The sequence below is a fragment of the Streptomyces sp. NPDC052042 genome, from assembly GCF_044548345.1.
GTDB lineage: Bacteria > Actinomycetota > Actinomycetes > Streptomycetales > Streptomycetaceae > Streptomyces.
In genome coordinates, this window is record NZ_JBIUBU010000001.1 from 368,068 (window position 1) to 392,987 (window position 24,920).

Annotated in this window: 21 protein-coding genes, 1 pseudogene and 1 riboswitch; of the genes and pseudogenes, 5 read left to right on the forward strand and 17 right to left on the reverse strand. The window is 70.5% G+C overall.

Annotation, left to right across the window (positions count from 1 at the left end; all coding sequences use genetic code 11):
- Positions 1 to 175: 175 nt before the first annotated feature.
- Complete coding sequence (locus ACIHCL_RS01625; RefSeq protein ID WP_399855677.1) at positions 176 to 1,318, reverse strand: glycosyltransferase family 4 protein; 1,143 nt, start codon at positions 1,316 to 1,318, stop codon at positions 176 to 178.
- Between the two features lie 139 nt (positions 1,319 to 1,457).
- Here ACIHCL_RS01625 and ACIHCL_RS01630 point away from each other — a divergent pair.
- A pseudogene (locus ACIHCL_RS01630) lies at positions 1,458 to 2,721 on the forward strand (glycosyltransferase 87 family protein).
- A gap of 41 nt (positions 2,722 to 2,762) precedes the next feature.
- On the opposite strand, the gene ACIHCL_RS01635 reads toward ACIHCL_RS01630, so the two are convergent.
- The 5 genes from ACIHCL_RS01635 to ACIHCL_RS01655 all read right to left on the reverse strand — a co-directional run bounded on the left by ACIHCL_RS01635 (position 2,763) and on the right by ACIHCL_RS01655 (position 8,355).
- Positions 2,763 to 3,959, reverse strand: coding sequence for a hypothetical protein (locus ACIHCL_RS01635; protein WP_399857095.1), 1,197 nt, complete (start codon positions 3,957 to 3,959; stop codon positions 2,763 to 2,765).
- Between the two features lie 176 nt (positions 3,960 to 4,135).
- Complete coding sequence (locus tag ACIHCL_RS01640) at positions 4,136 to 5,164, reverse strand: NlpC/P60 family protein (protein ID WP_399855680.1); 1,029 nt, start codon at positions 5,162 to 5,164, stop codon at positions 4,136 to 4,138.
- A 236-nt stretch (positions 5,165 to 5,400) separates the two neighbouring features.
- Positions 5,401 to 6,429, reverse strand: coding sequence for an NlpC/P60 family protein (locus tag ACIHCL_RS01645; protein ID WP_399855682.1), 1,029 nt, complete (start codon positions 6,427 to 6,429; stop codon positions 5,401 to 5,403).
- Between the two features lie 281 nt (positions 6,430 to 6,710).
- The gene (locus ACIHCL_RS01650; protein ID WP_399855684.1) at positions 6,711 to 8,078 is read right to left on the reverse strand and encodes an NYN domain-containing protein; all 1,368 of its coding nucleotides are present in this window, start codon (positions 8,076 to 8,078) and stop codon (positions 6,711 to 6,713) included.
- Positions 8,079 to 8,112: 34 nt separating this feature from the next.
- Positions 8,113 to 8,355: a hypothetical protein gene (locus ACIHCL_RS01655; protein WP_399855687.1), complete on the reverse strand. Its 243-nt coding sequence runs from the start codon at positions 8,353 to 8,355 to the stop codon at positions 8,113 to 8,115.
- A 207-nt stretch (positions 8,356 to 8,562) separates the two neighbouring features.
- Between ACIHCL_RS01655 and ACIHCL_RS01660 the strand changes: the two genes are divergently transcribed.
- The gene (locus tag ACIHCL_RS01660; RefSeq protein WP_399855689.1) at positions 8,563 to 9,315 is read left to right on the forward strand and encodes a rhomboid family intramembrane serine protease; all 753 of its coding nucleotides are present in this window, start codon (positions 8,563 to 8,565) and stop codon (positions 9,313 to 9,315) included.
- Entirely contained in the window at positions 9,312 to 9,593 is a 282-nt protein-coding gene (locus ACIHCL_RS01665; RefSeq protein ID WP_399855693.1) for an Lrp/AsnC family transcriptional regulator, read from the forward strand. The genes ACIHCL_RS01660 and ACIHCL_RS01665 overlap by 4 nt, the downstream gene beginning before the upstream one ends.
- 60 nt (positions 9,594 to 9,653) lie before the next feature.
- Here ACIHCL_RS01665 and ACIHCL_RS01670 read toward each other — a convergent pair whose 3' ends face one another.
- From ACIHCL_RS01670 to ACIHCL_RS01695, 6 genes are all read right to left on the reverse strand, one after another.
- Positions 9,654 to 11,033 carry an aminotransferase class V-fold PLP-dependent enzyme gene (locus tag ACIHCL_RS01670; protein WP_399855695.1) on the reverse strand — a complete coding sequence of 460 codons (1,380 nt, stop codon included), beginning with the start codon at positions 11,031 to 11,033 and terminating at the stop codon, positions 9,654 to 9,656.
- A gap of 340 nt (positions 11,034 to 11,373) precedes the next feature.
- A riboswitch (SAM riboswitch) is annotated at positions 11,374 to 11,491 on the reverse strand.
- An 83-nt stretch (positions 11,492 to 11,574) separates the two neighbouring features.
- Positions 11,575 to 12,639 (reverse strand): anthranilate phosphoribosyltransferase, encoded by a 1,065-nt coding sequence (trpD, locus tag ACIHCL_RS01675; protein WP_399855697.1) that lies wholly within the window; start codon positions 12,637 to 12,639, stop codon positions 11,575 to 11,577.
- Positions 12,640 to 12,762: 123 nt separating this feature from the next.
- Positions 12,763 to 14,412 carry a cytochrome bc complex cytochrome b subunit gene (locus ACIHCL_RS01680; RefSeq protein WP_399855699.1) on the reverse strand — a complete coding sequence of 550 codons (1,650 nt, stop codon included), beginning with the start codon at positions 14,410 to 14,412 and terminating at the stop codon, positions 12,763 to 12,765.
- Positions 14,409 to 15,461 carry a Rieske 2Fe-2S domain-containing protein gene (locus tag ACIHCL_RS01685; RefSeq protein WP_399855701.1) on the reverse strand — a complete coding sequence of 351 codons (1,053 nt, stop codon included), beginning with the start codon at positions 15,459 to 15,461 and terminating at the stop codon, positions 14,409 to 14,411. The genes ACIHCL_RS01680 and ACIHCL_RS01685 overlap by 4 nt, the downstream gene beginning before the upstream one ends.
- Complete coding sequence (locus ACIHCL_RS01690; protein WP_399855704.1) at positions 15,458 to 16,267, reverse strand: c-type cytochrome; 810 nt, start codon at positions 16,265 to 16,267, stop codon at positions 15,458 to 15,460. Before ACIHCL_RS01690 ends, ACIHCL_RS01685 begins: the two co-directional genes overlap by 4 nt.
- Positions 16,268 to 16,360: 93 nt before the next feature.
- The gene (locus ACIHCL_RS01695; RefSeq protein ID WP_399855706.1) at positions 16,361 to 16,981 is read right to left on the reverse strand and encodes a heme-copper oxidase subunit III; all 621 of its coding nucleotides are present in this window, start codon (positions 16,979 to 16,981) and stop codon (positions 16,361 to 16,363) included.
- Positions 16,982 to 17,171: 190 nt separating this feature from the next.
- On the opposite strand from ACIHCL_RS01695, the gene ACIHCL_RS01700 reads away from it, so the two are divergent.
- Positions 17,172 to 17,573, forward strand: coding sequence for a hypothetical protein (locus ACIHCL_RS01700; protein WP_399855709.1), 402 nt, complete (start codon positions 17,172 to 17,174; stop codon positions 17,571 to 17,573).
- Positions 17,574 to 17,622: 49 nt separating this feature from the next.
- Here ACIHCL_RS01700 and ACIHCL_RS01705 read toward each other — a convergent pair whose 3' ends face one another.
- The 4 genes from ACIHCL_RS01705 to coxB form a co-directional block, all read right to left on the reverse strand.
- Positions 17,623 to 18,882 carry an Ig-like domain-containing protein gene (locus tag ACIHCL_RS01705; RefSeq protein ID WP_399855712.1) on the reverse strand — a complete coding sequence of 420 codons (1,260 nt, stop codon included), beginning with the start codon at positions 18,880 to 18,882 and terminating at the stop codon, positions 17,623 to 17,625.
- Between the two features lie 125 nt (positions 18,883 to 19,007).
- Positions 19,008 to 19,406, reverse strand: coding sequence for a cytochrome c oxidase subunit 4 (locus tag ACIHCL_RS01710; RefSeq protein ID WP_399855714.1), 399 nt, complete (start codon positions 19,404 to 19,406; stop codon positions 19,008 to 19,010).
- Positions 19,403 to 21,139 carry a cytochrome c oxidase subunit I gene (gene ctaD / locus ACIHCL_RS01715; RefSeq protein ID WP_399855717.1) on the reverse strand — a complete coding sequence of 579 codons (1,737 nt, stop codon included), beginning with the start codon at positions 21,137 to 21,139 and terminating at the stop codon, positions 19,403 to 19,405. Before ctaD ends, ACIHCL_RS01710 begins: the two co-directional genes overlap by 4 nt.
- Complete coding sequence (gene coxB, locus ACIHCL_RS01720; protein WP_399855719.1) at positions 21,136 to 22,095, reverse strand: cytochrome c oxidase subunit II; 960 nt, start codon at positions 22,093 to 22,095, stop codon at positions 21,136 to 21,138. The genes ctaD and coxB overlap by 4 nt, the downstream gene beginning before the upstream one ends.
- Before the next feature lie 370 nt (positions 22,096 to 22,465).
- On the opposite strand from coxB, the gene ACIHCL_RS01725 reads away from it, so the two are divergent.
- A complete protein-coding gene (locus ACIHCL_RS01725) occupies positions 22,466 to 23,848 on the forward strand; it encodes a cysteine desulfurase/sulfurtransferase TusA family protein (protein WP_399855722.1) in 1,383 nt (460 codons plus the stop codon).
- 16 nt (positions 23,849 to 23,864) lie between these two features.
- On the opposite strand, the gene ACIHCL_RS01730 is transcribed toward ACIHCL_RS01725, so the two are convergent.
- Positions 23,865 to 24,839: a carbohydrate kinase family protein gene (locus tag ACIHCL_RS01730; protein ID WP_399855725.1), complete on the reverse strand. Its 975-nt coding sequence runs from the start codon at positions 24,837 to 24,839 to the stop codon at positions 23,865 to 23,867.
- Positions 24,840 to 24,920: the final 81 nt, after the last annotated feature.

Consider the following 24,920-nt stretch of genomic DNA (forward strand, 5'->3'; position numbering starts at 1 on the left):
GCACCGCACCCCGGCGCTGACGCGGATGCGGACGGTGGGGGCGACGGCCTCCGCGGCCGAGATCGCGGCGCGCTCCGGGGGGTGACCGCCCGGGGCGGGTCGGCGGGGGGGGCCGCGCCCGGGGGCGCGGCCCCCCTCGCGTACCGGCCTCCGGGCCGTGTCGTCGATCCGCGGCTCAGAGCAGGGTCCTGAGCCGCTCGGCCAGCAGGTCCCAGCGCCACTTCTCCTCGACCCAGGCCCGTCCGCGCTCCCCCATCCGGCGCCGCAGCTCCGGATCCTGGAGCAGGGTGACGATCCGGTCGGCGGACTCCTCGGCAGAGCCGCCGCGCACCACCCACCCCGTCTCACCGTCGAGCACCGCGTCCGGGGCCCCGCCCGAGTCGCCCGCGACGACCGGCAGCCCGGTCGCGGACGCCTCCAGGAAGACGATGCCCAGGCCCTCCACGTCCAGACCGCCGCGCCGGGTGCGGCAGGGCATCGCGAAGACGTCGCCCGCGCCGTAGTGGGCGGGCAGGTCCTCCCATGGCACCGGCCCGGTGAAGCGCACCGACGCCTCGACCCCCGTCTCCCCGGCCAGCCGCTTCAGGTCCTCGGCGTACGGTCCGCCGCCGACGATCAGCAGCACCGCGTCCGGGACCCGCTCCAGGATCGCGGGCATCGCCCGGATCAGGGTGTCCTGGCCCTTGCGCGGCACGAGCCGCGACACGCACACGACGACGGGCCGACCGGCGAGCCCGAGCCGGGCCCTGACCAGGTCCCCGCCGGAGCCCGGGTGGAAGGTCTTCTCGTCCACGCCGGGCGGCAGTTGGACCATCCGGTCCGCCGCCGCGGGGCTGAGCGCCGAGGCGATCCGGGAGCGGGTGTACTCCCCGAGGTAGGTGAGGGTGTCCGTGCCGTCGCCGATCCGCCGCAGCAGTTGCCGGGCCGCGGGCAGCTGGGCCCAGCCGGCCTCGTGCCCGTGCGTGGTGGCGACCAGGCGGCGGGCCCCGGCCCTGCGCAGTGCCGGGGCCATCAGCCCGAGCGGGGCGGCGGCGCCGAACCACACGGACGCGCAGCCGTGTTCCCGCAGCAGACGCGCCGCGCGCCGGGTGACCCGGGGGGTCGGCAGCAGCATCGTCGTGGGATCGCGCACGACCGTGAACGGCTGCTCGGCGTCGAAGGCGGCGGTGGCCGCGACGCCCTCGGGGGTCCGCTTCCAGGTGGAGGCGTACACGACGACCCGCGCCGGGTCCAGCCGCAGGGCCATGTTGTGCAGGAACGCCTGGATGCCGCCGGGGCGCGGCGGGAAGTCGTTGGTCACGATCAGGGTCTTGTCCATCGCGGCCGACAGTACCGGTCGGATGGTCGCGATGGCCGACGCAGGGGCGGGCGGGCATGATGGCTTCCCGTACCGTGCGTGTTCGTCCGCATCCGCACCGTACGCACCGCACACGCACGGACGGAACGGATGAGCTGCCATGACGGGATCGACCGGGGCGCGGCTCGCTCCCGTCGTGTGGATCCTCACCAGGACCGCGCTGCTGCTCTGCGTCACGAAGGTGGTCGTCCTGCCCGGACCCGACGTGACCGCCGACGTCTCGGTGATCTACCACGGCTGGTCCGAGGTGCTCCGCTCCGGTACGTACCCAAGCTCCGATGTGACCTGGCAGTACCCGCCGCTGGCCGCGCTCGCGGTGCTTTCCCCCGCGTTGCTGCCCTTCCTCGACTACACCGCGGCCTTCTTCGTCCTCGTGCTCCTGTGCGACGGGCTGGTGCTGGGGCTGCTGCTGCGCGCGGGGCGCGGGGCGCGGGAGGGACCGGTCGGCGGCGGGGGTCTGGGTATGGGTGGCCGGGGTGCCGCTGCTCGGTACGACCGCGTACGCCCGCTACGACCTGATGGTGACGGCGGTCGCGGTGGCGGCGCTGCTGGCAGGGGTCCGGCACCCGCGGGTGCTGGGGGCGCTGGCCGCGGCCGGGGCGCTGCTGAAGGTGTGGCCGGTGCTGGTCCTGGCGGGCACCGAGCCGGGCGTGCGGACGCGCCGGGCGTGGACGGCCGCGGCGGTGACGGCGGCCGGGCTGGCGCTGGGGTGCGCGCTCGCGCTGCCCGGGGCGTTCGCCTTCCTCGGCTTCCAGCGGGACCGGGGCACCGAGGTGGAGTCGCTGGGGGCGCTGGTGTTCCATGTGGCACGGTGGGCCGGCTGGCCGGGGCGGGTGGAACTGCACTACGGCTCGCTGGAGTTCCTGGGGCCGGGGGTGGAGCTGGTGAGCACGCTCGCCCTCGGGCTGTCCGTCCTCGCCCTCGGCTGGCTGCTGGTCTGGCGGCTGCGTGCCCGTGCGTTCCGGGCGAGCACCCCGGCCGACGCCGCGTTCACGGCGGTGCTGCTGTTCACGACCACGAGCCGGGTGATCAGCCCCCAGTACATGCTGTGGCTGGTCGGCCTGGCGGCGGTCTGCCTGGTCTTCCGGGACAGCGGGATGGGATTGCCGTCCGGGCTGGTGCTGCTGGCCACGGGTGTGACACAGGCGGAGTTCCCGCTCGGCTTCGCCCATGTGGTGGCCGGTGACGCGACGGGCGTGGGGCTGATGTTCCTGCGCAACGGCCTGCTGGTGGCGGCGACGCTGATCGCCTGCCGCCGGCTCTGGCGGCGAACGGTGCCCGGGGCCTCGGGGGACGGCGTCGGGGACGAGCTCCTGGCGGGCCGTCACGGCGCCGCCCGGGAGCCGGAACGCTCCGGTTCCTGAACCGCCCGGCCAGGCCCCGTCCATGGGGCTCGCCCCGTCGCTCAGCCGAGCCGTGCGCGCAGGTGCTTGCGCCAGCGTGCGGTGAACTCTGCGGGGGTGATGTCCAGCACCTCCCGCAGGGCCCGTTCCACCGCGCCGCCCCGTTCCCGCTGCCCGGCGACGGACCGGTAGAAGGCGAACAGCTCCCGCTCGCCCCAGGTGTCGGCGATCAGCTCGCAGGCCAGTCGGCCGCCCTCGTACGCCATCGCCTGCCGCGCCGCGCCGCCCGCGAAACCGAAGTCCTCGTCCGCCGGGAGCGCGGCGGGCACCTCCCCGCGCCGGACCGCGCCGGCCAGTTCGGGCGCGGCCTGCACGGCGGTGCGGTGCTCGGCCCGGTAGGCCACCCGGTCCGCGAAGCCCTCGGAGAGCCAGACCGGGGTGGCGCCGGTGGTGCGGGCCCGGGTGGCGACATGGGCGATCTCATGGGTGAGGACGATCCGCCGCCCGAACGCGCCGAGTGCGCCGTACGCCTGCGGATTGACGATCACCCGGTCCGCCGGGGCTCCGGCCGGGCCGCCGGTCCCGGCGGTGGTGACGGCCGCCATGCCCCGGTAGTCCGCCGCGGGCGCGCCCAGCAGCCCCGCCATGTCCTCGACGCTGCGCGGTACCAGCACCAGTACGCGGCGGGGCCAGCGCTCCGGCCAGCCGCGGGAGACCACGGGCACCGCCCGGTCGGCGGTCCGGGCGATCGCGCGCAGCTCGCGTCCGGTGCGGCCGACACCGAGGACCAGGCTGTGCGTGCCGTGCACCACCCCGACCCGCCCCTGCCGCCAGAGCGGGCCGCCACCGTCTCCGCCCGGCCGGTCGGCGGTGAGGTACCAGCGGCCGTCCGCCCCGTCCCTGCGCAGGTCGAGCACCCGGTCCTCGGTGGCCGGGGCACGGTCGTAGCCCGCGATCCGGTAGCCCAGCCGCACATGCGCGGTGACACGGCCGGTGCTTCGTCCGGTCAGCTCCGTGACCCGGTACGTCCAGGAGGCCAGCGGCACGTCCGCGAGATCGTCCAGCTCGCGGCGCTGGGCCGCGCGCAGTCCGGTGGCGCGGGGGTCGACGGCGGCCAGGTAGGCGTCCGTGTCATGGGCCGTCACGGCGGCGGCACGGCGGTCCAGGAGGGCGCGCACCGAACGGGCGGTGGCAGCCGGCACGGAGTCGTCGGTGCCGGGGCCGTCGGGGGCCGTACAGGCGGACGGGAGGAGCAGCAGCCCGGCGAGCAGCGTCCGCGCCGTACGCCGCCCGCGGCCTCGGCCCCGCCCGCTCCGCGAGTCGTCCGGTCGATCGCTCCAGATCACCCGGTCGAGGGTACGGGCAGCGGGCCGGGCGGGGTGCAGGGCCGGGAGCGGAGCCGGGTGCGGGTCCCCAGAACGGCCCGGCCGACCGGTCAGACGCGGGTCACGGAGGAGACCGGCATCATGCCGACGGGGTCGTAGCGCACCGGGGCGCCCGGGTAGGGAGCGTGGACGACCTGCCCGTTGCCGACGTACATGGCGATGTGGCTGGCGTCGGCGCGGTAGGCGACCAGGTCCCCGGGGCGGGCCTGGGAGAGCGACACCATCCGTCCGGCGTACCGCTGGGCCTGCGACGTACGCGGCAGGCCGACGCCGGCCCGCGCGTACGCCCACTGCATGAGTCCGGAGCAGTCGAAGCCGTCGGGTCCGTTGGCCCCCCAGACATAGGGCTTGCCCAGGGCCTGTCGGACCGCCATGACGGCGACGGCCGCCCGTGCGGAACCGGCCGCCGGACCCGCCGCCGCGAGCACGTCGTCACGGCCGGAGCGGGAGGCGCGGGCGAGGTCGGCCCGATCGGCGTCGGGCAGCGTCTCCAGCAGCCGCTTGGCCTGAACGAGTTTGCGTTCGACGGTCCGCTTGTGGCGGCCGGCGGCCTCCCGGTTGCGTTCCAGCTCGGCCAGGGCCCGGACGGCCTCCGCGCGGGTCTGGGCGAGGGAGCGCCGGGTCTGCTGGAACTCCCGCAGCTCGGTGAGCCGGCGTTCGGTCAGCCTGTCCAGGGCGGCGGCCCGTTCCAGGTAGGTGTCGGGGTCGGAGGAGAGCAGCAGGGCGAGCGAGGGGTCCACGCCGCCGGAGCGGTACTGGGCGGCGGCCAGCGAACCGAGCGACGCGCGCATCCGGTTGAGGTGCTCCTGCCCCCGGGCCGCCCGGTCGTGCGCCCGGTTCACCTCGCCGCGCAGCCGGTCGGCGTTCTCACCGGCCCCGTCGTACCGCTCGGTGGCCCGCTCCGCCTCGGCGTACAGCCGGTCGATCCGGGCCCGCACGTTCCGGGGCGTGTCCTGCGGGTCGGCGTTCGCGGGGGCCGCCCCGAGCGTGGCCGCGGCGGTCGCCGCCGCGGCCGACAGAACAGTGACGCGGGCACCCCGGTTGAGGCCGGGCTGTGTGGAACGGCGGTGGGACACCACAGGACGCCGCACTCCCTTCCGCTGGACGCAGAGGTGCGCGGCCCCCTGCCGCCCGAAGGGGCGGACCGACGACGGGAGCCGCACAGCAGGCAGACAGTAGTCCTACGGCTGCGCGGCGGCCAAGGACCTCGCGGCGCGGGTGGACGGCGGGAACGCGGACGCCCCGCCGGTGACCTGTGGTCTCCTGCGGGGCGGGCCGACATGCGGGGCGAGGGAATTCGCCCGTTCGGGCGTCGTCAGGCGACGCGCACGCCGAACTGGAAGCTCCCCATGGTGTTCATCGACTCGTAGCGGACGGACGTGCCCGGGTACGGGGCGTGCAGCACGGTGTTGTTGCCCGCGTAGAGGCCCACGTGCGAGGTGTTGTTGAAGAAAACCAGGTCGCCCGGCTTCAGCGCACTGCGTCCGATCCGGGGGCCGTCGTTGACCTGGGTGTACGTGACCCGGGAGATCTGGACGCCGGCCTGGGCATAGGCCCACTGGGTCAGCCCGGAGCAGTCGTAGGAGCTGGGGCCGGTGCCACCGGAGACGTACGGCTTGCCGATCTGGGTGGCCGCGGCGCTCAGGGCGGCGGAGCCGCGGGCGGAGGCGGGAACCTCGTTGCCCAGCTCGACCCGGTCGACGGCATCGCGGCTGGCGCGCTGGTCGGCCTCGCGCATCTTCTCGCGCTCGGCGGCGGTCAGCGTGTTGAGCAGCTGCCGCGCCTCGGCGAGCTTGGACTGGAGGTTTTTCTTCTTCTCGCCGAGCGTCTTGCGGACCTCCGCGAGGTCGTTCAGCTTGTCCTGGGCCTCCTTGCGCTCCTGCGCGAGGACCCGCTGCTTCTCCTGGATCTTCTGGAGCGCCTCGGACTGCTTGGCCGTCAACTGGTCGAGCGCCGACGCCTTGTCGAGGTAGGTGTCCGGGTTCGACGAGAGGAAGAGCTGCACCGACGGGTCGAGGCCGCCGGAGCGGTACTGCGCGGCGGCGAGCGAACCGAGGCCGCTGCGCAGGTTGTTGATCTCCTGCTGGCCGCGGGCCACCTTGTCCTGCAGCGCGCTGACTTCCTTCTCCAGCTTCTGCTGCTTCTCCTTGGCGCCGTAGTACTGCTCATTGGCCTCGCCGGCCTCGTGGCCGAGCTTGTCGACCTTCGCCTTGACCTCGCTCTTGGAGGGCTTGGGGTCGGCCTGGGCCGCCTGGGAGGTCAGAGCGACGGCGGCGGCGGCGGTCGCGGTGAGCACGGTCACACGGGCGCGGCTCGGCTGCTTGGGACGACGGTGGGACGCCACGAAGGCGATCTCCTTCTTCCTCCGGCCGCCTACCGGGCTGTGGGGGGCGCGATTCCCCGGCTCCGTGGCACATCACGGACTCGGCGGTTCCTTCGCCGTCACCCCGGATGGGTGATCAACCGAGCGAAGGTTCGAGGGTGACCCTAGTGACCAACTTGTGATCAGTTCAAATCCTCACCGGAAAAAACTTGCCACAGTAGGCACTTCTTTACCCGTATCACACAGGGCGTAGCAGCGGCCTGACGGTCCGTTCCCCGAAATCCGGCGTGTCTCCGCAATCATCATGAAACACGCGAAAGGCGCTTCAGGAGCAATGCGGACGCGACCGGTCGAGCACCCGCCTTCGCCACTCCGTCGGCGACTTCACGGTCGGTGGAGACCACCACGACCGGGCGTCCCGGCGGTTCGGCGCGGGTCAGTTGGCGGATGAGCTCGTCGGCGGTCACCCCGGGCTTGCTGAACAGCACCCGGACCCCGCGCGGCGGCGCGAGCAGCACCGGGGCGGCGAGTTCGGCCCCGTCGAAGACACAGGTCATCTCGGCGCCGCTCTGCGCGGCCAGCACCGCGAGACCGCCCAGCAGCCGCAGCCGCTGCTTCTCCAGCGGAAGTTGGGGATAACCGGTCTTGGTGACGTTGTAGCCGTCCACGATCAGGTGGGCCTGCGGCAGCGCGAGCAGTTGGTCGAGCAGGGCCGGGTCGTCCTCCGAAAGCGCCCTGGCCGCAATGTCTTTGGGCGAGATCTGGCCCGGCTCGACCGCGTCGACCCCGTCCGCCGGGCGGATCGAGGCCGGCGGCAGGGCCAGTTCACGGCGGAGCCCCCGCGCCGCGTCGAGCACTGTGTCCAGCAGCAGGCGCAGCCGCATGTCCTCGACCGAGCGGCCCTCACGCGCGGCCCTGCGGCCCGCCTCGGCGGACGCCTCGGCCTCGCCGAGCCGCGCCTTGAGCCGGCGGCTCTCGCTCTCCGCGGCGGAGACCTGGGCCGCCGCCTCGGCGCGCACGGCGTCGATCTCGGCCTGGCTGCGGCGCAGCGCCGCCTCGCCGCGCTTGACGTCGCTGACCGCACTGCGCAGCTTGCGCCGGAGGGAATCGGCTTCCCTGCGGGCGGCGTCCAGTTCGGCGCGCAGCCGTTCCGTCTCGCTCTTCGTCTGGGCGCGGGCCTGGTCCAGCTCCTCGCGCAGCCGCTCCAGCTCGCGGCGGCCGGCCTCGTCGGCGCGCTCGGCCTCGACCCGCTGGACCTCCTCCCCCGCGGCAGCGACCAGCTTCACCCAGCCCGCAGGACGCAGCACATAGGCGGCCGCGGCGACGTCCACCGGGTCGGCGGCGGCGGGCGGCGCCCCGGACTCCAGGGCGACCGCCAGCTCCGGCTGCTGCTCCTTGAGCCGTTCACCGATACGCTGCCGGAACAGCGCGTCGCTCTCCAGCGTCGCCGCCATCGCGTTCCCGGCGAACTTGGCGCGACGGGTCGGCGTGAAGCGGGCGTACTGCCTCAGTGGGGACGGGAGTTCGCTGATCGTCAGGTCGCCGAACGCGTCCGAGACGAGCGCCACGACCCGCCGCCGTACGCCTTCGGGAAGCGGCCGGTCGAGCACCTCGGCAGCGCCGTCGGCCGCCCCGGCCGACTCGGTGCCGCCTGCGGGCTGCTCCACCATCCGTCACCCCAAATCGACTATGCGTGCGACTCCGTCAGGAGTCGGCACCCGGCCTGGCGACCAGTTCGATCTGGTCCACCGCGTTGCACCAACGGCAACGCACCGACTCGATGGTCTCACTGACCACCTCGCGCTCCTCGACGGTGGCCTCACCGGCCAGGTCGAGGTGGACGTACTCGACGGTCTTCGAGGAGCGGGTCACGTCGAACCGCGTGAGGTTGCCGCAGAGCGTGCAGCGCCAGCGAGTCCCGTCGGTCGGCTGCGGAACCGTCGTCATCGTTGCGTCCTCTTTCGTCGAGCCTCGTGCCGTCTGCTTCAAGATCTCGCGGTGCGCCGTCGAACTGCGGATCGCCCGGCCTCCGGAGCGGCGAAGGGCGGTCCTCACCGCCCTCCAGCCCCTCTCTTAACCCTACGGCCTTGCCGCGTCGGCCCGTCACGGCGAGGCGGTCTGTCCCGTTCCCTCCGCTTGCGTCATGCTCTGTTCATGATCGATCTGCGAGCTGCGGCCGGCAGGCTGACCAGCGGACTCCTACGGACGGTCACCTCGGGCGGACCACTGGTCGCCCACACCTTGATCGCCGTGTGCTGTCTGATCTTCGCCCTCGGCCCGCTCTCCGGCCTGCGCCCGCCCCACGGCACCGCCGACGCCGTGCTCGCCGCGCAGGCCGGCTACTTCGAACGCTGGGGAGTGATCCCGAACGAGTTGTGGAACGGCTCCGGACACGTCCTGCTCACCCCGCTCACCGCCCTCTTCGTGCACGGCAGCTGGCTGCACCTGCTGGGGAACATGCTGTTCCTGTACGTGTTCGGGGCGATGACCGAGGAACGCATGGGGCGCGTCGAGTTCACCCTCTTCTACGTCGTCTGCGGCTGTCTCGCCCTGGTCGCCTACGCCGCCGCGCACGCCACCTCCGATCAGACGCTCGTCGGCGCCTCGGGGGCCATCTCGGCGGTGCTGGGCGCCTTCCTGTACCTGTTCCCCAGGGCCAGGGTCACCAGCCTGTTCCCGTTCCTCTTCTTCCTGCCGCTGCGCTTCCCGGCCTGGATCGTGCTCATCTTCTGGTTCGTCCTGCAGTGGCTGGCGGTCCGGAACGCCGGCGACGGGGGGCCGGGCGTGGCCTATCTGGCCCATGTGGTCGGTTTCGCCCTCGGCTTCTTCTACGCCTGGGGGCGCTACCGGCGGACGGATAGAGTGAAGGCCCCAGCAGCGGCCACCGAGGGAGAGAACCAGCCGTGATCAGCGCGATCGTGCTCATCAAGACCAGCGTGGACCGGATTCCCGAGATCGCCGAGGCCATCGCCGCGCTGGACAACGTCAGCGAGGTCTTCTCCGTCACCGGCACCTACGACCTGATCGCCATGGTCCGGGTGGCCCACCACGACGACCTGGCGGACGTCATCCCCGGCCGGATCAGCAAGATCCCCGGCGTCGAGGCCACCGACACGCACGTGGCCTTCCGCACGTACTCGCAGCACGACCTGGAGGCCGCCTTCAACATCGGCCTCGACGCGTAGCGTCCCGGCCCGCGACACCCTCGGCAAGGGCGGACCCGCCCCGCCGAGGGTGTCATGCGCTCATCGGAGCTGCGTCTCGCCCCGGTCCGGGACGCAGCGCCCGCCCTCGGTGCGGTACGTCCACCGGGCGCCCTGGGCGACCAGCTCCTTGACCGCGCACACGAAGCGCTCGACGTGCTCGTCGGGCGTACCCGCGCCGAAGCTCACCCGGATCGCGTTGAGCGAGGGCTCCCCCGGCCCGGCCTCCGGCGCGCCGCACCCCCCGGCCTCCCGCGGGTCGCCGCCCAGCAGCGTGCGGACCAGCGGGTGGGCGCAGAACAGCCCGTCGCGGACCCCGATGCCGTACTCGGCGGAGAGCGCCGCGGCGAAGTGCGAGCTGTTCCAGCCCTCCACCACGAACGAGATGACGCCCACCCGCGGCGCGTCGTCGCCGAACAGCGAGAGCACCGTGACCTCGGGGACCTCGGCGAGCCCGGCGCGGACGGCGGCGACGAGGCGCTGCTCCCGGACGACCAGGTCGTCGAAGCCCGCCTCGGTGAGCGCCTTGCACGCGGAGGCGATGGAGTACGCGCCGATCACGTTGGGGGAACCGGCCTCGTGACGGGCGGCGGTGGTGTGCCATTCGACGTCCACACCGCCGTCGGCACGGCGGGCGACCTTGCGCGAGGCGCCGCCGCCGGCCAGGTACGGTTCGGCGTCCCGCAGCCAGTCGGCCCGGCCCGCGAGCACGCCCGAGCCGAACGGCGCGTAGAGCTTGTGCCCGGAGAAGGCGACCCAGTCGACGTCCAGTTCGGCGATGTCGACGGGGTGGTGCGGGGCGAGCTGCGCGGCGTCCAGCACGATCCGGGCGCCGTGCGCGTGCGCGACGGCCGCCAGCTCCTCGACCGGCCACAGCTCGCCGGTGACGTTGGAGGCACCGGTGACGCAGACCAGCGCGGGGGCCGCGGGGTCGCGGTCGGCGAGCGCCCTCTCCAGCGTCTCGACGGCCTGGGCCGGGGTGCGCGGGGCGTTCAGGTACGTCACCCGGGCCTCGCGCCACGGCAGCAGCGAGGCATGGTGCTCGGTCTCGTACACGAACACCTGGCAGCCGGCGGGAACGACCGCGGCCAGCAGATTGAGCGAGTCGGTGGTCGACCGGGTGAAGACCACCTGGTCGTCGGGGCGGCAGCCGAGGAACTCGGCGACGGTCGCGCGGCTGTTCTCGAAGAGGTCCGTGGAGAGCTGCGAGAGGTACCCGGCGCCGCGGTGCACGCTGCCGTAGTACGGGGCGTACGCGGCGATGTCGTCCCAGACGCGCTGGAGGGCCGGGGCGCTCGCGGCGTAGTCGAGTGCGGCGTAGGCGACTTCACCCCCCGTGACCAGAGGGACCGTCACATCCCTGCCCAGAACCGGCAGAGGGGAACAAAGCGACTGGTCGGCGGCGGCGGTGAGGACAGACATGGCGAACTCCCGTGGCAGGCAGGCGAAAGGCGCGCGCCGCCGGATACGCGGCAGCGCGGCGAAAAGAGTGAAGGGGTGCGGAGAGGGACACGGACATCCCGGGCCGCGCCTGGCACATGCCGCCGTCCGCCCGTGGGGCGGGGCGCGTGGCGTCCGGTACGTGCGACCGCGGGCGGAGAATCATCCGGATGTATCCGGATGACTCCGACAACGCGGCGAGTGCGCGTACCGGGTGTCACGGGCCGGGCGGCTGGCCGGACACGGCCTAGCGCATTCGCTTGCTCACAGGAGACTCCCTAGGGACCAGGACCCCGGGGATGGGCATGCACTGATGCCGAGGGGCCCGCGCTTGCCGCAGACCTCACTGCCTGCGGCCCGGTCTTCACCCGGGGCACCCCGCCACGGACGGAGGGTTGCCGGACAGCGGGCCGGGGCCGTAGTCGCTGTCACTCATGACCTTCCTGCATCTTGCCATACACGGGTGAACGCGCAAGGGCGCGGTCCAGGATCCGGACCGCGCCCCGCGTCGCCTCCCGCCGGTTCAGGCGTTGCTGGCCGCCACCCAGCGCTCCAGTGCCCGCCGCGCCGCCCCGGAGTCGATGGACTCGGCGGCCCTCACGACCCCGGCGGCCAGCTGCTCGTTCAGCGTGTCGTCCGTCGGTTCCAGGGCGACCAGCGCCGCCGCCGAGTTGAGCAGCACGGCCTCCCGCACGGGCCCCCGCTCCCCGGCCAGCACCCGTCGGGCCACATCCGCGTTGTACGAGGGGGCGCCGCCGCGCAGCGCCTCGGCCGGGACCAGTTCCAGGCCGATGTCGCGCGGGTCGAACGCCTCCTCGCGCACCGCGCCGTCCCGGACCACCCAGACCCGCGAGGTCGCGGTCGTCGTCAGCTCGTCGAGACCGTCGTCGCCGCGGAAGACGAGCGCCGAGTTGCCGCGCTCGGCGAGGACCCCGGCGACGATGGGCGCCATCCGCAGATCGGCCACGCCGACGGCCTGGGTGCGCACCCGAGCCGGGTTGGTGAGCGGGCCGAGGACGTTGAACGTCGTCTGGGCGCCCAGCTCCTTGCGGGCGCGTGCGGCGTACCGCAGCGCGGGGTGGAACTTCACGGCGAAGCAGAAGGTGATGCCCGCCTCCTCGGCGACCTCGACCACGCGCTGCGCGCTGAGTTCCAGGTTGACGCCGAGCTTCTCCAGCACGTCGGAGGAGCCGCTCGCCGACGAGGAGGCACGGTTGCCGTGCTTCACGACCCTGGCGCCGGTGCCCGCGATGACTATCGCCGACATGGTGGAGATGTTGACCGTCTTGGCAAGGTCGCCGCCGGTGCCGACGATGTCGACCGTGCGGCCGGGGACCTCGATGATGTTGGCGTGTTCGTACATCGCACGCACCAGGCCGGACACCTCGTCGACCGTCTCGCCCTTGGCGCGCAGGGCCACCGCGAAGCCGGCGATCTGCACATCGGTCGCCTCGCCGCTCATGATCCGGTCCATGGCCCACGCGGTGTCGTCCGCACTCAGGTCCTCGCCGCGCAGCAGCGGGTTCAGCAGGCGGGGCCAGGAACGGTCCGCCACGCTGTCGCCGCCGACCGGGGTCACAACGTTCATGGTCCGCTCCTGGGTCCACAGCCGATAAAAGGATCGGCTCCCACCCTATCGAGCGCCATGGACAGCGAAGAGCCCCGTCCATCGGGTGGACGGGGCTCTCGCCGTGGCGATCAGTTCAGGTGATCAGTGGTGGCCGTGGCCGCTGGTGATCTCCTTGTACTCCTCGACGGTGGGCTTGGCGACCTGACCGTTCTCGCCGTAGTAGCCCTTGCTGAGTCGGGCGCGCAGCTTCTGCAACGCGGAGACCTTGCGCTCGACACCGTTCTCGTCGACCGTCGGGCCGATCTCGACCGGCTCGTACTGCTCGTGCTGGGTGAGCGTGTGCAGCTGCTCGGGACCGAGCGGCTCGTGGATCTCCACGAACTCACCGTGCGGCAGGCGCTTGATCATGCCGGACTCGCGCCCGTGCAGCACCTTCTCCTTGTCACGGCGCTGGAGGCCGAGGCAGATCCGCCGGGTGATGACGAACGCGATCACCGGGCCCGCGAAGATGAAGATCCGGATGAACCAGGAGATGGCGTTGATCGACAGGTGGAAGTGCGTGGCCCACAGGTCGTTGCCACCGCCGATGAAGACGATGACGTAGACGGTGATCCAGGCGACGCCGAAGGCCGTCCGGGTCGGCGCGTTGCGCGGGCGGTCCAGCAGGTGGTGCTCGCGCTTGTCACCGGTGATCCAGGACTCGAGGAACGGGTAGACCGCGATGGCCACGAGTACCAGTCCGAAGACCATCAGCGGGATGAACACACCCAGGGCGAGCGTGTGACCCCACAGGTTGATCTCCCAGCCCGGCATCACTCGGATCAGACCCTCGGCGAAGCCCATGTACCAGTCGGGCTGGGCGCCGGTGGACACCTGGTCCGGACGGTACGGGCCGATGTTCCAGACCGGGTTGATCGTGGCGATCGCCGAGATGATGGCGATGATGCCGAAGACCAGGAAGAAGAATCCACCCGCCTTCGCCATGTACACCGGCATGAGCGGCATGCCGACGACGTTCTTCTGGGTGCGGCCGGGGCCGGGGAACTGCGTGTGCTTGTGGTAGAAGACGAGGATCAGGTGCGCCACCACGAGACCGAGCATGATGCCCGGCAGCAGCAGGATGTGGATCGAGTAGAACCGGGCGACGAAGTCGTGGCCGGGGAACTCTCCGCCGAACAGGAACATCGAGATGTAGGTGCCGACGATCGGCATCGACAGGATCGCGCCCTGGGTGAAGCGGATACCCGTACCGGACAGCAGGTCGTCCGGGAGCGAGTAGCCGGTGAAACCGGTGAACATGCCCAGCACGAACAGCAGGAAGCCGAACAGCCAGTTGATCTCACGCGGCTTGCGGAACGCGCCCGTGAAGAAGACGCGCATCATGTGCACGAACATGCTGGCCAGGAAGATCAGCGCGGCCCAGTGGTGGATCTGGCGGACCAGCAGACCACCGCGGACGTCGAAGCTGATGTTCAGCGTCGAGGCGTACGCCTCGGACATCTTGATGCCCTGCATCGGCTCGAACGAGCCGTGGTACACGACCTCGTTCATGCTCGGATGGAAGAACAGCGTCAGGTACACACCCGTGAGGATGATGATGATGAAGCTGTAGAGCGCGACTTCCCCGAGCATGAAGGACCAGTGGTCCGGGAAGACCTTGCGCAGGTTGGCCTTGGCCAGGGTGTAGATCCCCAGCCGGCCGTCCGCCCAGTCGGCCACCCGCTCGCCGGCGGGCGCCTTGCGATTGCCCGGTGCGGCGGCACCGGGCGTGTTCGTCGTCACGGTACTCATCCGCGCTCCCAGAATGCAGGACCGACGGGCTCTTCGAAGTCACCGAGCGCTTCGAGGTTGCCCTCGCTGTTCACGCCGATCCGCAGCTGCGGAAGGGCGTGACCGGCCGGACCGAAGATGACGCGGGCGCCGTCGGAGAGGTCGAAGGTGGACTGGTGGCACGGGCACAGCACGTGGTGCGTCTGCTGCTCGTACAGGCTGATCGGGCAGCCGACGTGGGTGCAGATCTTGGAGAAGGCGACGATTCCCTCGTGCGCCCACTCGCGCTCGCGCTTGTCCTTGATGTCATCCGGCTCGATGCGGACGATCATCAGCGCGGCCTTGGCGATCTGGTTGTTGTAGTCCTCCGCGTCCTGCGTCAGGCCCTGGGGCATGGCGAAGGTCAGCGAACCGACGGCGACGTGCTCGGGACGCAGCGGCTGCATCGTGTTCATGTTGATGAGCTGCTTGCCCTTGCCCCACATGGTGTTGCGGAGCTTCTTCTCCGGCAGCGGGCCGAGGTCGCGCAGCAGCACCACACCGGAGAGCGGCACCAGGGCCAGCGCGCCGAACATGGTGTTGCGGATCAGCTTGCGCCGACCGAGCGCGGACTCCTTGGCTCCCTCGGCGAAGTCCGTCAGGACCTTCGCCTTGACCTCGGGCTCGGCCTCGATCGGGTGCCGTTCGTCGGCGACCTCCACGTCGGACATCAGGGTGCGCGCCCAGTGGACGGCCCCGGCGCCGATCGCGAAGAGAGCCACGCCCAGGGTCAGCCCCAGGGAGAAGTTGAGCACGCTCACATGGCCGAAGGGCCAGATGTACACGATCTTGTCGACCGGGAAGATGACGTACGACGCGATGAAGCCGATCGTCGCCAGCATCGACAGCGTGAAGAACAGGGCGACGGTGCGCTCGGAGCGCTTCGCGGCCCGCTCGTCAAGGTCCTGGATGCGCGGCTCGTGCGCCGGCAGCCCCGGGTCGGCGAACGGGTTGTCCGCGACCTCTACCGCGGCGTGCGCGGTGTCCTGCGCCGTGGGCAGGTTCTCGTCTGGAATCTTTTCGCTACTCATGACTTCTTGGCCTTAGCGGTGTGGGCGGCGACCCAAACGGCGAGTGCGATCAGGGCGCCGAGACCGAAGATCCAGGCGAACAGGCCCTCACTGACCGGGCCCAGGCCACCCAGCGAGAGACCGCCGGGGCTCGGCGTGTCATCGCTGTTCACGGCCTTGACGTAGGCGATGATGTCCCGCTTCTGCTGCTCGGGCATTGTCGTGTCCGGGAAGGACGGCATGCTCTGCGGGCCGGTCTGCATGGCCTCGTACAGGTGCTTCGACGACACGCCCTCAAGGTTGGGCGCGTACTTGCCGTTCGTCAGCGCACCGCCCTGGCCGGTGAGGTTGTGGCACTGCGCGCAGTTGTTGCGGAACAGCTCGCCGCCCTTGGCGGAGTCCGCGCCGGCCGGGTCGTGCTGCTGCTTGGTCGGCGTGATCGGACCAGCGCCGAGGGACGCGACGTAAGCGGCGAGCTGGTCGATCTCGGCCTGGCTGTAGATGACCTTCTTCTTCGGCACCTGGGCGCCCGGCTGCTGCGCCGGCATGCGGCCCGTGCCGACCTGGAAGTCGACGGCGGCGGAGCCCACGCCGACCAGGCTCGGCCCGTCGGTAGTGCCCTGACCGCCGGTTCCGTGGCAGCTGGCACAACCGACGGCGTACAGCTTCTTCCCCTCGTCGATGGCGAGGGACTGGGCGGTTTCGTCGGCCTGCGCCTTACTCGCGGGCGCAAACGCGGCGTAGAGCCCCCCAGTAGCCGCCAGCGCGAAGAGTAGTACGACGACCGCCGCCAACGGATGGCGTCGTCGAGCGGAGAGCTTTTTCACGGATTACCCCGGTGTCAGGATCTTCTGCGTCGATGCTGGATGTGGTTCGGGTCGAGCCCGCTTACGCGATCGTGTAGTTCGGGCCGGGCCCGGTTACTTGATCATGTAAATCGTGGCGAAGAGGCCGATCCACACGACATCGACGAAGTGCCAGTAATAGGACACGACGATGGCCGAGGTGGCCTGTTCGTGGGTGAACCTCTTGGCCGCGTACGTCCTGCCCAGGACGAGCAGGAAGGCGATGAGCCCGCCTGTCACGTGCAGCCCGTGGAAGCCGGTCGTCAGGTAGAACACCGAGCCGTACGGGTCGGAGGAGAGCGAGAGGCCCGCCTCCTTGACCAGCTCGGTGTACTCGAGGATCTGGCCTCCGATGAAGATCGAACCCATCACGAACGTGATGATGAACCAGGTGCGGAGCTTCTTCACGTCGCCCCGCTCGGCGGCGAAGACGCCGAGCTGGCAGGTGAGCGAGGAGAGCACCAGGATCGTGGTGTTCGTCGCCGAGAACGGGAAGTTAAGGTGCCCGGCCATCTCCTTCCAGTGATCGGGTCCCATCACCGATCGCAGGGTGAAGTACATCGCGAAGAGGGCCGCGAAGAACATCAGCTCGGAACTCAGCCAGATGATGGTTCCGACGCTGGTGAGGTTCGGTCGATTGACCGACGGGTGCGCGTGCCCGGTTTCTACTGTCGTTGCTGTCGCCACGACCGACATTATGTCGGTCGCTTATCCCGCCCTCACTCCGGGGGGTGCCGTTCGGTGTGTCAACCGGGTGTGCCGTCCTCGAAAGGACCATGAATCCGCCGTCGCGGACGGTGCTGACAGGCCGTCCGGCGGAGTACGATCCGCCCATCGGTTCATGCCCTGGAAGCCCCGCAGACACGGATGTCACGACGGAGGAACAATGCAGCCGACCGCCACGGTCCTGGTCTACAGCGACGACGCCAACACCCGTGAGCAGGTGAGGCTGGCAGCCGGACGCAGGCCGGCCGCCGACGTGCCACCGGTGGAATACCTGGAGTGCGCCACCCTGCCCGCCGTCCTGGAAGCGCTGGAGAGCGGCGGCATCGACGTCTGCGTGCTGGACGGCGAGACGGCGCCCGCGGGCGGCATGGGCGTCTGCCGGCAGATCAAGGACGAGATCTTCCGCTGCCCGCCCGTCCTGCTGCTGATCGGACGCCCGCAGGACGCCTGGCTGGCCACCTGGAGCCGCGCGGACGCCGCGGTGACCCTTCCGGTCGATCCGGTCGAGTTCGCGGACGCCCTGGCGGCCCTGTTGCGCAACAGGCTCTGCGTGGACGCCTGACGCCGCCGCCGCGTCCCGCCCGTCCGGTCGGAGGGGCGGGACGGGCGGGTCAGACCTGGGGACGCAGGCGCGCGGCCTGGACCGTGTCGGGGCGTTCCGGTTCGGCGCCGTTGCGCAGTGCGCTGCCCTTCTGCCACGCGTCCCAGGACAGGTTCCAGTCGCCGAATCCGTTGTCGAACGGGGTCATCATCTCGCCCTGGGTGCCGACGAACTGGATGATGTCGCCCTCGCGCACGGTGTTGAAGAACCACTCGGCCAAGCCGGTGGTCATGCCCGTGCAGCCGTGGCTGACGTTCGCGTACCCCTGCGCGCCGACGGACCAGGGGGCCGCGTGGACGTACTCGCCGCTCCAGGTCACGCGGGTCGCGTAGTAGACCTGGAGGTCGTAGGAGTCGCTCGAGCCCGCCGCGATGCCGATCGTCTCACCGCGCATCCGTACGGAGTACTCCTTGGACAGCACGACCTTGATCCCGTTCCGGGTGTCGAAGCCGGGTTTGCCGGTGGTGACCGGAATGGTATTGATCACTTTGCCGTCGCGCTTGACGGTCATCGTGTGTGCGGCCGCGTCGGTGATGGCCTCGATGCGGTCGCCCGTGGTGAGCTTCAGCGCCTTCGTGGGCGTTCCGTAGAGGGCGTCGGTGACCTTGATGCCCGCCAGCCCGCTGGTGACGTCGATCCTGGCCTTGGCGGGCCAGTACTCCTTCGGGCGGTAGTGCAGGGTCTTGTCGTCGACCCAGTACCAGGATCCGGTGACGGCCGGCGTGGAGCGGACCCGCAGGCCGCGTTCCACGACGGCCCTGGCGGCCTTGTCCTTGACCGGCGCGCTCAGTTCCGCGGTGATGGGCTGCCCCACGCCGTAGGTGCCCGCCTTGGGACCGAAGGCGACCTTCAGGGTCTTCTTCTTGGTGACGCCGGTCTCGAAGGAGAGCGTGCCGGCGCCGGGGGCGCCGTCGCCGTCCTCCATGCTGACGCGCACGGTGTAGCGGCTGCCGGCGGCGAGCGGGGAGGTGGAGCGCCAACGCTTCCCGTCGGTGTCGAGTTCGCCCGCCAGGCGGCGTCCGGTGGCATCCGTGGCCGTCACGTCCGTGATCCGGCCGTCGTCGTCCTTGACACCGACCTCGAGCGGCCGGTCGGAGTCCACCTTCTTGTCGCCCTCCGGGAGGTTGGAGGTGATCTCGTCCGCCGCGTCGTACGGCTTCGCCGTGAACGGGTGGTCGTCGGAGCCTCCGCAGGCGGCCGCGACCGCTACCAGGGTCGCGGCAAGCAGGGTGCCGCCCACTACGGGGCGGATGCGCAGCGTGTGGTCCATGAACCCACGTTATGGATATTTCATCCCTTTTGGCGCGTCTTATGCGTGCAAACGGGGGCCCGTACCCCCTTCAGTGGAGAGTACGGGCCCCCGTCAGATGGAGCCGATGGCGCCGTGACGCGCGGTCACTGCGTGCGGTTCTCGCCGTGGTAGTACTCGAGGACCCAGCCGAGCAGACTGATCACGATCAGCGGGATCGAGAAGTACATCAGCCACCAGCCGAAGATGATGCCCAGGAAGGCGAGGGAAGCACCCAAGGCCAGGGAGAGCGGCTGCCAGCTGTGCGGGGCGAAGAACCCCACCTCGCCGGCCTCGTCGGCGATGTCCGCCTCCTTGTTGTCCTGAGCCATGGCGTCGACCCGCTGAGCCGTGAAGGCCAGGTAGAAGCCGATCATGATGCTCAGGCCGAAGGCCAGGAAGAGCGTGGTGGTGCCCACCGGCTCCTTCGACCACACGCCGTACGTGATGGTCATGGCGAGAAGGAAGACGCCCAACCAGAGGAACATCTTGCCCTGGATCTTCACTTGCCCGCCTCCTTGCCGCCGGCGAGGGCCTTGTCGCCCTCGGGCTGGAACTCCAGCTGCTCCAGGGCCGCGATCTCAGGGTGGTGCAGGTCGAAGGCCGGGGATTCGGAACGGATCCGCGGCAGCGTGAGGAAGTTGTGCCGCGGCGGCGGGCAGGAGGTCGCCCACTCCAGCGAGCGCCCGTAGCCCCACGGGTCGTCGACCTCGATCTTCTTGCCGTACTTGGCGGTCTTCCACACGTTGTAGAAGAACGGCAGCATCGACAGGCCGAGCAGGAACGACGCGATCGTCGAGATCGTGTTCAGCGCGGTGAAGCCGTCGGCAGCGAGGTAGTCCGCGTAACGGCGCGGCATGCCCTCGGCACCCAGCCAGTGCTGCACCAGGAACGTGCCGTGGAAGCCCACGAACAGCGTCCAGAAGGTGATCTTGCCCAGCCGCTCGTCCAGCATCTTGCCGGTGAACTTCGGCCACCAGAAGTGGAATCCGGCGAACATCGCGAAGACCACGGTGCCGAAGATGACGTAGTGGAAGTGCGCGACGACGAAGTACGAGTCCGTGACGTGGAAGTCCAGCGGCGGCGACGCGAGGATCACACCGGTCAGACCACCGAAGGTGAAGGTGATCAGGAAGCCGACGGCCCAGAGCATCGGTGTCTCGAAGGACAACGACCCCTTCCACATCGTGCCGATCCAGTTGAAGAACTTCACCCCGGTGGGCACCGCGATGAGGAACGTCATGAAGGAGAAGAACGGCAGCAGTACACCACCGGTGGCGTACATGTGGTGCGCCCACACCGTCACGGAGAGACCCGCGATGGCGATGGTGGCGCTGACCAGGCCGATGTAACCGAACATCGGCTTGCGGCTGAACACCGGGACGATCTCGGAGATGATCCCGAAGAACGGTAGGGCGATGATGTACACCTCTGGATGGCCGAAGAACCAGAAGAGGTGTTGCCAGAGCAATGCCCCGCCGTTGGCCGCATCGAAGATGTGCGCACCGAACTTACGGTCGAACTCCAGCGCGAAGAGCGCGGCGGCGAGAACCGGGAAGGCCAGCAGGACCAGCACACCGGTCAGCAGGACGTTCCAGGTGAAGATCGGCATGCGGAACATCGTCATGCCGGGCGCGCGCATGCAGATGATCGTGGTGATGAAGTTGACCGAGCCGAGGATCGTACCGAAACCGGAGAAAACCAGGCCCATGATCCACATGTCGGCGCCGATGCCGGGCGACCGGACCGCGTCGGAGAGCGGGGAGTAGGCGAACCAGCCGAAGTCGGCCGCACCCTGCGGGGTGAGGAAGCCGGCCACCGCGATCAGCGAGCCGAAGAGGTACAGCCAGTAGGCGAACATGTTCAGCCGCGGGAACGCCACATCGGGCGCGCCGATCTGCAGCGGCATCATCCAGTTCGCGAAACCGGCGAACAGCGGCGTCGCGAACATCAGCAGCATGATCGTGCCGTGCATCGTGAACGCCTGGTTGAACTGCTCGTTCGACATGATCTGCGTGCCGGGACGGGCCAGCTCGGCGCGCATGAAGAGCGCCATCAGACCGCCGATGCAGAAGAACACGAACGATGTGACCAGATAAAGCGTGCCGATCGTCTTGTGGTCGGTGGTGGTCAGCCACTTGACGACGATGTTCCCCGGCTGCTTGCGCCGGACCGGCAGCTCGTCCTCGTACGAGTCGTCTGCTGCCGCGGCACCCTGGGGTTCGTTGAGGATGCTCACAGTTTGTTCGTCTCCGCATTCCTGGCCGGGTCAGTCTGCTTGATGCCGGCCGGCACGTAGCCCTTCTGCCCCTTCTCCGCCAGCTCCTTGAGGTGCGCCTGGTAGCGCTCCGGGGAGACGACCTTGACGTTGAAGAGCATCCGGGTGTGGTCCTGGCCGCAGAGCTCGGCGCACTTACCCAAGAACGTGCCCTCCTCGCTGGGGGTCACTTCGAAGGCGTTGGTGTGGCCCGGGATGACGTCCTGCTTCATCAGGAACGGCACCACCCAGAAGGAGTGGATGACGTCACGCGAGGTCAGGATGAAGCGGACCCGCTCGCCCTTCGGCAGCCACAGGGTCGGGCCCGGGTTGTTGGTCTCCGGGTCCCGCGTGCCCGGGATGCCGTAGTCGTAGACGCCCTCCGCGCCCTTGGGGAAATCCTTCCGGAACTTGTCCGGGATGGCGTCGAGCTCCTTGGGGACCTCGTTGCCCGTGGCGGTCGAGCCGTCCACGTTCTCGATGTAGTTGAATCCCCAGCTCCACTGGTAGCCGACCACGTTGATGGTGTGGGCCGGCTCCTTGAGTTCGAGGAGCTTCGACTGATCACGTGCGGTGAAGTAGAAGAACACCGAGACGATGATCAGGGGAACCACGGTGTACAACGCCTCGATGGGCATGTTGTACCTGGTCTGCGGAGGAACCTCGACCTTGGTGCGGCTGCGCCGGTGGAAGATGACGCTCCACAGGATCAGGCCCCAGACCAGCACGCCCGTGGCGAGCGCTGCCGCCCACGAGCCCTGCCAGAGGGAGAGGATCCGCGGTGCTTCTTCCGTCACCGGCGAGGGCATACCGAGGCGGGGGAAGTCCTTGTATGTGCAACCGGTGGCGGTTGCCAGGATCAGGCCCGCAGTCAGCACCTGCGGCAGCTTCCGCCGCATCGGGCGCCGCGACGAGCGGTCGGAGCCGTTGGGACTCACGTAGCGCCTTCCCGAGAGTCTCGCCCACGCGGTCGGCGCGGCCGGTCGTTCTGGTCGGTCGCGGCCCTGACGCGGGCAGGGGTTTGGATGTTTATGCGGACCAAACCCTACTGGACGCCATTTGGGGTCGCGCGGGGAGGGTGCCCAACGCGCCGCCCGACACCCCGAAGGGGTGGAATGCGGGACCGCGACCGTCATCTGACGCCCCTTTTCCTCCTCTTTCTCCGCCGCCCGCTCCTCTTCCTCCATGGTGGGCACCCCTGCGCCCCACCCCTCCCCCGATGGGACGGACCTTCCTCTTCCACCTCCGCCGCCCGTCGCGGGCCGGGCCTCGCCCCCCGTTCGGGCGCGGGCGGACTAGCGTGGCGGTGTGCCCTACTTCGATGCCGCCTCTTCCGCTCCCCTGCACCCGGTCGCCCGCCAGGCGCTGCTCGCCGCGCTGGACGAGGGGTGGGCCGACCCGGCCAGGCTCTACCGCGAGGGGCGGCGCGCCCGGCTGCTGCTGGACGCGGCCCGGGAGGCCGCCGCCGAGGCCGTCGGCTGCCGTCCGGACGAGCTCACTTTCACCCCTTCGGGGACGTTGTCCGTACATTCCGGGATTTTCGGCGCCCTTGCGGGGCGTCGGCGTGTCGGCCGTCATCTGACCGTCTCCGCCGTCGAACATTCGTCCGTACTTCATGCGGCGTCCGCGCATGCGGCGGAGGGCGGGGAGGTCACCGAGGTCGCGGTGGACCGGTCGGGCGCGGTGAGCGCTCCGGAGTTCGGGCGGGCGCTGCGCGCGGACACCGCGCTGGCCTGTCTGCAGTCGGCCAACCACGAGGTCGGCACCGAGCAGCCGGTCGCCGAGGTCGCGGAGGCCTGCCGGGCGGCGGGGGTGCCGCTGCTGGTGGACGCGGCGCAGTCGCTGGGCTGGGGACCCGTTCCGGAGGGCTGGTCGCTGCTGACGGCCTCCGCGCACAAATGGGGTGGGCCCTCGGGCGTCGGGCTGCTGGCGGTGCGCAAGGGAACGCGGTTCGCCGCCCGGGGGCCCGCCGACGAGCGCGAGGCCGGACGGTCCGCGGGGTTCGAGAACCTTCCGGCGGTGGTGGCCGCGGCGGCGTCGCTGCGGGCTGTGCGGGCCGAGGCGGCACAGGAGGCGGCGCGACTGCGGGCCCTGGTGGACCGGATCAGGGCCCGGCTCCCCGAGCTGGTGCCGGATGTGGAGGTGGTCGGCGATCCGGTGCGGCGGCTGCCGCACCTGGTGACCTTCTCCTGTCTCTATGTCGACGGGGAGACCCTGCTGCACGAACTGGACCGGGCGGAGTTCTCCGTGTCGTCCGGTTCGTCCTGCACCAGCAGCACGCTGACCCCGAGCCATGTGCTCAAGGCGATGGGCGTGCTGTCGGAGGGGAACGTACGGGTGTCGCTGCCGCGCGGCACCACGGAGGAGGAGGTGGACCGCTTCCTGGAGGTGCTGCCGCGGACGGTGGCCGCGGTGCGGGAGAGGCTGGGCGCGCCCGGCTCGACGCCCGGGGAGACCGCCGCGACCGCGTCCCTGGTGGTCGATGCCCTGGGCAAGCGCTGCCCGGTCCCGGTGATCGAGCTCGCGAAGGTGATCGGGGAGGTGCCGCCGGGCGGGACGGTGACGGTCCTCTCCGACGACGAGGCGGCGCGCCTGGACATTCCGGCGTGGTGCGCGATGCGCGAGCAGGAGTACGTGGGCGAGGAGCCGGCGGACCGCGGCTTGGCCTATACGGTCCGCCGGCTGACCTGAGATTCCGCCGTCCGGGTCAGCCCAGGTGCGCGCGGACCTCGGCGGCGGCCTCGTCGCCGTACGCCTTGGTGAAGCGCTCCATGAAGTGGGCGCGGCGCAGGGTGTACTCCTGGGTGCCGACGGTCTCGATGACCAGGGTGGCGAGCATGCAGCCGACCTGGGCGGCGCGCTCCAGGCCGACGCCCCAGGCGAGGCCGGAGAGGAATCCGGCCCGGAAGGCGTCGCCGACGCCGGTCGGGTCGGCCTTGCTCTCCTCGTCCGGGCAGCCGACCTCGATGGGGTCGTGGCCGACCTGTTCGATGCGCACGCCCCGGGCGCCGAGGGTGGTGACGCGGTGGCCGACCCTGGAGAGGATCTCCTCGTCGCTCCAGCCGGTCTTGGACTCGATGAGCCCCTTCTCGTACTCGTTGGAGAAGAGGTACTTGGCACCGTCGAGGAGGATGCGGATCTCCTCGCCGTCCATCCGGGCGATCTGTTGCGAGAAGTCGGCGGCGAACGGGATGTCCCGGGAGCGGCACTCCTCGGTGTGGCGGAGCATGGCCTCGGGGTCGTCGGCGCCGATCGAGACGAGGTCGAGGCCGCCGACGCGGTCGGCGACGGACTTCAGTTCGATGAGCCGGGCCTCGCTCATGGCGCCCGTGTAGAAGGAACCGATCTGATTGTGGTCCTCGTCGGTCGTGCAGACGAAGCGGGCCGTGTGCAGGACCTCGGAGATCCGGACCGAACCGGTGTCGACACCGTGGCGGTCGAGCCAGGCGCGGTACTCGTCGAAATCGGGTCCGGCAGCGCCCACCAGGATCGGGCTCGTGCCGAGCAGACCCATGCCGAAGCAGATGTTGGCGGCGACACCGCCCCGGCGCACGTCGAGGGTGTCGACCAGGAAGGAGAGCGAGACCGTGTGCAGCTGGTCCGCGACGAGCTGGTCGGCGAATCGGCCGGGGAACGTCATGAGGTGGTCGGTGGCGATGGAGCCGGTGACTGCGATGCGCACGGGAAGAGTGCTCCTGCGGAGATCGGGGGGAACGGATGGTCTTGTTCCCGGGGCGGCGTGACAGTTCACGCTACCCGTTTC